This window comes from Pseudomonas sp. NPDC086112, assembly GCF_044746425.1.
Lineage (GTDB): Bacteria > Pseudomonadota > Gammaproteobacteria > Pseudomonadales > Pseudomonadaceae > Aquipseudomonas.
The window spans coordinates 1-8,208 of record NZ_JBIVCD010000075.1 but is presented as its reverse complement, the minus strand read 5'-3'; the positions used below and the strand labels follow the sequence as shown (position 1 = coordinate 8,208).

The following is an 8,208-nucleotide window of genomic DNA, read 5'->3' as shown; positions in this document are numbered from 1 at the left end:
CTGCCTGAAGGTTCAGGGTTTTTAGGCTTTCTTCAAAGAGTTCCGCAAAGCTTTCGCTCATTTTAATTCCTGTTGATAAGGGCGAAGAATACGCCCATCTCCACACCCCAGACGGTGTGGGTTAGTTTCATATGAAAGAAACACCGCAGGACTATGACTGGTCCCCTGCAGCTTTCTTGGTCACCCGGCGATATCGCGAATGGCGATCTCGCTCATGATGCGTTCCAGCACCTGATCGATGGACAACTCCGTGGAATCCAGCTGTATCGCGTCGGCCGCCGGTTTGAGCGGGGCTACTGCGCGCTGGGTGTCACGCTCATCGCGCGCACGTATCTCATCTAGCAGACTCGACAGACTAACACCATCGACTTTGCCCTTCAACTGCAAGTATCGACGGCGCGCACGCTCCTCGGCACTGGCAGTGAGGAATATCTTCAGCGGCGCGTCCGGAAAAACCACCGTCCCCATGTCGCGACCATCGGCCACCAGACCCGGCGGCTCCTGAAAGGCCCGCTGGCGCTGCAGCAGCGCTTCACGAACGGCGGGCAGCGCAGCGACCTGCGAGGCACCCGAGCCGATACTTTCGGTACGAATGACATCGCTGACTTCGTCGCCTTCCAGAATAATGCGCTGCAGCTGACCATCGGTCGCCGCGATGAATTGCACATCCAGATGAGCGGCAAGTTTTTTGAGCAATTCTTCGTTCGTCAGATCGACGCCGTGGTTATGCGCCGCGAATGCCAGCAATCGATAAAGTGCACCGGAATCCAGCAGGTTCCAGCCCAGGCGCTTGGCCAGCATCCCGGCAACAGTCCCCTTGCCAGAGCCGCTAGGCCCATCAATGGTTATAACCGGTGCGATGCTGATCACGACTGAGCCTCTTGCGCAACACGGATACCGACCTGCGCGCACAGCGCGAGGAAGTTCGGGAACGAGGTCGCGACGTTGGCGCAGTCATGGATGCGGATCGGTGCAGTGGCGCGCAACGAAGCCACGCTGAACGCCATGGCAATCCGGTGATCGCCGTGACCATGCACTTCGCCGCCGCCGATCTGGCCGCCGTCGATGATGATGCCGTCCGGGGTCGGCTCGCATTTGACGCCCAGTGCCAGCAAACCATCCGCCATGACCTGGATCCGGTCCGACTCCTTCACGCGCAACTCTTCGGCGCCGCGCAGCACGGTGCGCCCTTCGGCACAGGCAGCGGCCACGAACAGCACAGGAAACTCGTCGATGGCCAGTGGAACCAGCGCCTCGGGGATCTCGATACCTTTGAGTTTAGCTGCCCGTACGCGCAGATCCGCTACCGGCTCGCCGCCCACTTCACGCTGGTTTTCCAGGGTGATGTCCGCCCCCATCAGGCGCAGGATGTCGATCACGCCGGTACGGGTCGGGTTGATGCCGACGTGCTCGAGCACCAGTTCCGAACCTTCGGCAATCGACGCGGCTACAAGGAAGAACGCCGACGACGAGATGTCGCCCGGCACTTCAATGTGGGTCGCGGCCAGCTTGTGGCCGGACTCGACCGAGGCGGTGGCGCCATTGACGGTGACCGGGTAGCCGAAGCCGCGCAGCATGCGCTCGGTGTGATCGCGAGTCGGCGCCGGCTCGGTGACGGTGGTCTTGCCTTCGGCATACAGACCCGCCAGCAACAGGCAGGATTTAACCTGGGCGCTGGCCATCGGCATGGTGTAAGTCAGGCCCTTGAGCTTGTTGCCGCCACGGATGGTCATCGGTGGACGACCTTCAGCAGCGGTCTCGATCACGGCGCCCATTTCGCGCAGTGGATTGGCCACGCGATTCATCGGACGCTTGGACAGCGAGGCATCACCAGTCAGCGTGCTATCGAAGCTCTGCGCAGCCAAAAGGCCAGACAGCAGACGCATCGAAGTACCGGAGTTGCCCAGATAGATCGGGCCCGGTGCAGGCTTCAGGCCATGCAGGCCGACGCCGTGGATGGTCACACGACCGTGGTGTGGACCTTCGATGACGACACCCATGTCGCGGAAGGCTTGCAAGGTCGCCAGAGCGTCTTCGCCCTCGAGGAAACCTTCCACTTCGGTGACGCCTTCGGCCAGGGAACCGAGCATGATCGAACGGTGGGAAATCGATTTGTCGCCCGGTACACGAATCCGCCCAGTCAGGCGGCCACCAGGTTGTGCCAGGAAAATCAGATCGTTGGAATTCATAGCGTCCACATAGGCCCGGCGGGCCAGGATTTTACTGAAATGCTCGCGGGCAACCCGGGCGCGCGTGAACACGCACATTACTTGGTGCCCATCCCCTGCATCGACCGCGTCGCGCAAGGCGTCGAGGTCGCTGCGAAATGTATCGAGTGTGCGCAGGACAGCTTCGCGGTTGGCGAGGAAGATGTCGTGCCACATGACCGGGTCGCTACCGGCGATTCTTGTGAAATCGCGGAAACCGCCCGCAGCGTAACGGAAGATCTCAAGATTTTCATTGCGTTTGGCCAACGAATCGACCAAACCGAACGCCAGCAAGTGCGGCAGATGGCTGGTCGCCGCCAACACTTCGTCATGACGCTCGACCTGCATGTGCTCGACGTCGGCGCCCAATTCGCGCCACAACCGGTCAACCACTGCCAGCGCTGCTGGATCGGTCTGATCCAGCGGCGTCAGAATCACTTTATGACGACGGAACAGTTCGGCATTGGAGGCTTCCACCCCGCTCTGCTCGGAACCGGCAATCGGATGCCCCGGCACGAAGCGAGCCGGCATGCCGCCAAACGCCTCGGTCGCCGCGCGCACCACATTGCCCTTGGCGCTGCCGACGTCGGTCAGAATCGCTTGCCCCAGGTCCATGCCCGCCAACAGCGCGAGCAGTTTCTCCATGGCCAGGATCGGCACCGCCAGTTGAATCACATCAGCGCCCTGGCAAGCCGCCGCCAGGTCTTCTTCGCAGCGATCCACCACGCCTAACTCGACCGCCAGCTTGCGCGACTGCGGGTCGAGATCGACCCCGACCACTTCGCGGCACAGGCCACTTTCACGCAGGCCTTTGGCAAACGAACCGCCGATCAAGCCCAGGCCGACCACCACCAGGCGACCGATCATAGGTTGAGCAGATTGCAGTGCAGTGACATCAACCACGGGCCAAAACCTTGGTCAGCGCTTCGAGGAAGCGGCTGTTTTCCGCTGGCAAACCGATGGTGATACGCAGATGGTTCGGCATGCCGTAGTTGGCCACCGGACGCACGATCACACCTTCACGCAGCAAGCCCTCGAACACTGGCGCCGCAACACGGCCCAGATCGACACAGATGAAGTTGCCTTTGGATGGAATCCAGCTCAGCCCCAACTCACGGAAACCCGCTTGCAACTGCTGCATGCCGGACTCGTTCAGGCGACGGCTTTCGGCCAGGTACTCGACGTCTTGCAACGCGGCACAAGCGGCGGCCAGTGCGAGGCTGTTGACGTTGAACGGCTGACGCACGCGGTTCAGCACATCGGCGACGATGGCCGAGGACAAGCCGTAACCGACCCGCAGCGACGCCAGACCATAAGCCTTGGAGAAGGTGCGCGAGACCAGCAGGTTCGGGTAGGCCGCCAGATAGTCCAGGCCATCCGGCAAGTCGCTGCCTTCGGCGTATTCGATGTAGGCCTCGTCCAGCACCACTAGCACGTGGGCCGGCACGTCCTGCAGGAAATCATCCAGCGCCTGGGCGTCGAACCAGGTCCCGGTCGGGTTGTTCGGGTTGGCAATGAACACCACACGGGTATCGGCATCGATCGCGGCGAGCATGGCCGGCAGATCATGGCCCCAATCTTTGGCCGGGATCACTTTTGCCTGGGCACCAACGGCCTGAGTGACAATCGGATAGACCGCAAACGCATGGGCGCTGAACACTGCGTTCAGGCCTGGCGCCAGATAGGCACGCGCCACCAACTCCAGAATGTCGTTGGAGCCGTTGCCCAGCGTTACCTGGTTGAGCTCGACGCGGCACTGATCGGCCAGCAGGGTCTTGAGCGCAAAACCGTTGCCGTCCGGATAGCGGGTCAGCTCGGTCAGCGCTTCGCGAATCGCCGCCAGCGCCTTGGGACTGGCGCCCAACGGGTTTTCGTTGCTCGCCAGTTTGACGATATTGGCCGGATCGAGGTTCAGCTCACGAGCCAGTTCGTCCACGGGCTTGCCCGGAACGTAAGGCGAAAGTTGTTGCACGCCCGGCTGTGCCAGAGCGAGGAAGTTGCCACTCATTTGCTACCGCCCTTAGAGAACTGCTTTCGGGTAGGAACCCAGCACTTTGAGTGCTACTGCTTCCTGACTGATCTTTTCCAGTACACCTTTGACCAGCGGGTCGCGATGGTGGCCGACGAAGTCGATGAAGAACACGTAGGTCCATTTACCGCTGCGCGACGGACGGGTCTCGATGCGTGTCAGGTCGATGCCGTTGTCATGGAACGGCACCAGCAACTCATGGAGCGCGCCGGGTTTGTTGCTCATGGAAACGATGATCGAGGTCTTGTCGTCGCCGGTCGGCGGTACTTCCTGGCTGCCGATCATCAGGAATCGCGTGGAGTTGTCCGGACGATCCTCGATTTTTTCGGCCAGACGAGTCAACCCGTACAGACCGGCGGCCATGTCGCCGGCAATCGCCGCCGAGTTCCACTCACCCTTGACCCGCTTGGCCGCTTCGGCGTTGCTCGAAACCGCCACGCGCTCGACATTCGGGTAATGGGCGTCCAGCCACTTGCGGCACTGGGCCAGGGACTGGGCGTGGGAATAGATGCGACTGATGCTGTCGGTCTTGGTGTTTTCACCGACCAACAGGTGATGGTGAATCCGCAGTTCGACTTCGCCGCAAATCACCATGTCGTGTTCGAGGAAGCTGTCGAGGGTGTGGTTGACCGCGCCCTCGGTGGAGTTTTCCACCGGGACCACGCCAAAGTTCACCGCACCGGCCGCGACTTCACGGAACACTTCGTCGATCGCCGCCATCGGCTTGCTGATCACTGCATGGCCGAAATGCTTCATGGCTGCAGCTTGGGTGAAGGTGCCTTCAGGGCCGAGGTAAGCCACTTTCAGCGGCTGCTCGAGGGCCAGGCACGAGGACATGATTTCGCGGAACAGCCGCGCCATCTCTTCGTTGCCCAGCGGCCCCTGGTTACGCTCCATTACACGCTTGAGCACCTGGGCTTCACGCTCAGGACGATAGAACACCGGCACTTCGCCTTCGGCCAGCGAGGCCATCTTTACTCGCGCAACTTCCTGGGCGCAACGTGCGCGCTCACTGATCAGCTCCAGGACTTTTTCGTCCAGAGCATCAATGCGCAGGCGCAGTGCCTTGAGTTCTTGCTCAGACATTAGCCGTGTTCCTTCTCGAACTCTGCCATGTACGAAACCAGTGCGTTGACCGCAACGATATCGACGGCGTTATAGATGGAGGCACGCATGCCGCCCACGGAACGGTGGCCCTTGAGGTTCAGCAGGCCGCGTTCGTCGGCACCGGCCAGGAATGGCTTGTCGAGACGATCATCGGCCAGACGGAACGGCACGTTCATCCACGAGCGGTCCGATTTGTTGATCGGGTTGCTGTACATGCCGCTGGCGTCGATGAAGTCGTACAGCGTGCGCTGCTTCACTTCGTTGAGTTTGCCGATGGCTTCGACACCACCCTGCTCTTTCAGCCACTCGAATACCAGACCGGACAAGTACCAGGCCAGGGTTGGCGGGGTGTTGTACATCGAGCCGTTATCGGCCGCGACCTTGTAGTTGAGCATGGTCGGGCAAATGGAACGGGCGTGACCCAGCAGGTCTTCGCGAACGATGTTCACGACAACGCCGCTCGGGCCGATGTTTTTCTGGGCACCGGCGTAGATCATGCCGAAGCGCGAGACATCCACCGGACGCGAGAGAATGTCCGAGGACATGTCGGCGACCAGCGGCACATCGCCGGTTTCCGGAATCCATTGGAATTCCAGGCCGCCAATGGTTTCGTTCGGCGCGTAGTGAACGTAGGCCGCGTCTTTCGACAGCTTCCATTCGTTCTGGCCGGGGATGGCGAAATAGTCGTAAGGCTTGGCGGTGGCGGCAACGTTGACGTGGCCGTAGCGCGAGGCTTCTTCGATAGCTTTCTGCGACCAGATACCGGTGTCGATATAGTCGGCGGTGCCGCTTTCCGGCAACAGGTTCAGAGGAATCTGAGCAAATTGCTGGCTCGCGCCACCTTGCAGAAACAGCACTTTATAGTTCGAGGGGATATTCAGCAGATCACGCAGATCCTGCTCGGCCTTGGTGGCAATGGACACGAACTCATCGCTGCGATGGCTCATTTCCATGACCGACAAGCCCTTGCCGTGCCAATCAAGGAGTTCACCCTGGGCGCGTTTCAGGACAGCTTCGGGAAGCGCCGCAGGACCGGCACAGAAGTTATAGGCTCTCTTGCTCACATCCAATCTCGCTCTGATTTGGTGGATCGTACAAACATATCAGTCGACACAGATCCAATGTGGGAGCGGGCTTGCTCGCGAAAGCGGTGCAACAGGCGACATCTATGCTGAATGTCAGTCCGTCTTCGCGAGCAAGCCCGCTCCCACAAGGGATCTCCATGGGTGTCGATATTTTCATACGGACAAACAACAAGGGGGCGAATCTTCATCCGCCCCCTGCTTGCCCGCTTACTCTTGCGGCTCTTCGTCAGCGGCGGCGTCGAGTTGCTGGTCTTCGGCAACGTCGTCGATCACGACTTCACCGTCGAACACTGCACCCTCTTCACCTTCAAGCCCTTCGCCTTCCAGCTCTTCGCCTTCGACTTCCGACGGCTCTTGAACCCGCTCCAGGCCCACCAGCGTTTCATCGCTGGCCAGCTTGATCAGGGTCACGCCCTGGGTGTTACGACCCAGGCTGGAGACTTCGTCGACACGAGTACGAACCAACGTACCCTGGTCGGAAATCAGCATGATTTCCTCGCCATCGAGCACCTGGACTGCGCCGACCAGACGGCCGTTACGCTCGTTGCTGACCATGGCGATAACGCCCTGACCGCCACGCTTGTACTCTGGGAACTCGGTGATCGCGGTGCGCTTGCCGAAACCACGCGCCGAAGCGGTGAGGATCTGGCTGCCTTCTTCCGGGATCAGCATGGAAATCAGCTTCTGGCCTTCCGGCAGACGCATGCCACGGACACCGCGAGCGGTACGGCCCATGGCGCGAACGTCGGTTTCCTTGAAGCGAGTCACCTTGCCGCCGTCGGAGAACAGCATGACTTCACGCTCGCCATCGGTAATGGCGGCAGAGATCAGTACGTCACCTTCGTCCAGCTCCAGCGCGATCAGGCCGACGCTGCGTTGACGGCTGAAGGATTCCAGCGGGGTCTTCTTCACGGTGCCTTTGGCAGTGGCCATGAAGATGAAGTGGCCTTCGGTGTATTCCTCGACCGGCAGCATGGTGGTGATGTATTCATCACTGTCCAGCGGCAGCAGGTTGACCAGCGGACGACCACGGGCAGCGCGGGAGGCTTCCGGGATTTCGTAGGTTTTCAGCCAGTACACTTTGCCTTTGCTGGAGAACAGCAGCAGCGTGGTGTGGCTGTTGGCGACCAGCAGGTGAGCGATGTAGTCCTCATCCTTGACGCCGGTGGCCGATTTGCCTTTACCGCCACGACGCTGAGCCTGGTACGCAGCCAATGGCTGGGTCTTGGCGTAGCCACCGTGGGAAATGGTCACGACGCGCTCTTCTTCCGGGATCATGTCGCCCAGGGTCAGGTCGAGACGGGCATCGAGAATCTCGGTGCGACGCACATCGCCATACTCGGCGCGGATCACTTCCAGCTCTTCGCGGATCACTTCCATCAGGCGCGTGGCGCTGCTGAGGATGCGGATCAGCTCGCCGATCTGGTTGAGGATCTCTTGATACTCGGCCAGCAGCTTTTCGTGTTCCAGACCGGTCAGACGGTGCAAACGCAGCTCCAGAATGGCTTGCGCCTGTTCCGGCGACAGGAAGTACTTGCCGTCGCGCAGACCGTATTGCGGGTCCAGGGTCTCTGGACGGCAAGAATCGGCACCGGCACGTTCGACCATCGCGACAACGGCGGAAGATTCCCAGGCCGTGCTGATCAGCGCTTCCTTGGCTTCCGACGGCGTTGGCGAGGCCTTGATCAGGGCGATGACCGGGTCGATGTACGACAGGGCAACCGCTTGACCTTACAGAAAGTGACACGTTCTCTCGCTTAACGCAGCTCGAAAACGGTAC

5 protein-coding genes and 1 pseudogene are annotated in these 8,208 nt (G+C 60.6%); all 6 read right to left on the bottom strand.

The features are described 5' to 3' along the window. Positions 1-180: 180 nt before the first annotated feature. A complete protein-coding gene (cmk, locus tag ACIPLA_RS27715; RefSeq protein WP_123494519.1) occupies positions 181-870 on the bottom strand; it encodes a (d)CMP kinase in 690 nt (229 codons plus the stop codon). Continuing rightward, positions 867-3,074, bottom strand: a complete 2,208-nt coding sequence (locus tag ACIPLA_RS27710) for a bifunctional prephenate dehydrogenase/3-phosphoshikimate 1-carboxyvinyltransferase (RefSeq protein WP_401177613.1) — start codon at positions 3,072-3,074, stop codon at positions 867-869. Before ACIPLA_RS27710 ends, cmk begins: the two co-directional genes overlap by 4 nt. 28 nt (positions 3,075-3,102) lie before the next feature. Beyond that, entirely contained in the window at positions 3,103-4,215 is a 1,113-nt protein-coding gene (gene hisC / locus ACIPLA_RS27705) for a histidinol-phosphate transaminase (protein WP_192344039.1), read from the bottom strand. Positions 4,216-4,227: 12 nt separating this feature from the next. Next, positions 4,228-5,322, bottom strand: coding sequence for a prephenate dehydratase (gene pheA, locus ACIPLA_RS27700; protein WP_007899727.1), 1,095 nt, complete (start codon positions 5,320-5,322; stop codon positions 4,228-4,230). Further along, positions 5,322-6,407, bottom strand: a complete 1,086-nt coding sequence (serC, locus tag ACIPLA_RS27695; protein WP_401177609.1) for a 3-phosphoserine/phosphohydroxythreonine transaminase — start codon at positions 6,405-6,407, stop codon at positions 5,322-5,324. The genes pheA and serC overlap by 1 nt, the downstream gene beginning before the upstream one ends. 228 nt (positions 6,408-6,635) lie before the next feature. After that, a pseudogene (locus tag ACIPLA_RS27690) lies at positions 6,636-8,159 on the bottom strand (DNA gyrase C-terminal beta-propeller domain-containing protein); the annotation flags it as partial. Positions 8,160-8,208: the final 49 nt, after the last annotated feature.

Bases quoted from the DNA above. Each gene is read 5' to 3' on its own strand.
- ACIPLA_RS27710 (WP_401177613.1), bottom strand. From the start codon at position 3,074: ATGATCGGTCGCCTGGTGGTGGTCGGCCTGGGCTTGATCGGCGGTTCG.
- hisC (WP_192344039.1), bottom strand. From the start codon at position 4,215: ATGAGTGGCAACTTCCTCGCTCTGGCACAGCCGGGCGTGCAACAACTT.
- pheA (WP_007899727.1), bottom strand. From the start codon at position 5,322: ATGTCTGAGCAAGAACTCAAGGCACTGCGCCTGCGCATTGATGCTCTG.